This is a genomic window from Weissella sp. DD23 (assembly GCF_001579105.1).
Taxonomy (GTDB): domain Bacteria; phylum Bacillota; class Bacilli; order Lactobacillales; family Lactobacillaceae; genus Weissella; species Weissella cibaria.
Map to the genome: position 1 here is coordinate 11,312 of NZ_KQ970395.1, position 855 is coordinate 12,166.

General features: G+C 46.3%; 1 protein-coding gene. It reads right to left on the reverse strand.

The features are described 5' to 3' along the window. Positions 1-104: 104 nt before the first annotated feature. The coding region (locus tag WEIDD23_RS08715; RefSeq protein WP_242865483.1) for a helix-hairpin-helix domain-containing protein at positions 105-855 on the reverse strand (751 nt) is incomplete at its 5' end.

The window sequence follows — 855 nt, forward strand, 5'->3', positions numbered from 1 at the left end:
ATTCACGCGAACAGGACAAGCTGGCACGCCAAGCACAAATTCCATTGTAACAGGCGTATTTTGTCGCTTATCATTTTACAGTAATTGCGCGGGTTTGACCACCTTTAATCATCAGCATGCTGAATTGCTTGCAACGAAATTTTGATTGCATTAGCCACTTTTTCAGAGACACCCACTTCTCGCAGGTCCGCTATCGAGGCGTTCGCAATCTTATTTAATGAGCCAAACTTAGCCAATAACTTCTGACGTGTCTTTGGACCAACGCCGGCAATTTCATCCAATTTTGAACCCAAAGAACTTTTAGACCGTAATTGTCGGTGGAACGTAATCACAAACCGGTGCACTTCATCCTGAATCCGTTGCAACAAGAAAAAGCCTTGTGACTTTGGATCCAAGTTCACGTGGGGCTCACCCTCTTCACGCAACAAGTCCGCTGTTTTGTGCTGATCGTTTTTCACCATGGCTGCAACCGGAATATCAAGGCCCAATTCGTCCTCAATGACTTCCCGGGCAGCGTTCAACTGAATGACACCCCCGTCCATCAAAATCAAATCTGGCATCTCAGCGTGTTCCTTCAACAAACGGGTATACCGACGCCGAATGACTTCCATCGTTTCAGCCCGTTCATCCGCATGCTCGACTGTCTTGTTTTTGTACTTACGGTACTTATTTTTATTAGGGACACCATCCTCAAAGACGACCATCGCAGATACCATTTCGGCCCCTTGCGTGTGCGAGTGATCGAATGCCTCAATGCGGTGAATTTCAGGGATCCCCAATGCATCCGCAATTTCTTGCATAGCACCACTTGTCTTTGATTCATTCATTTCCATCAAACGGAACTTTTCATCCAAC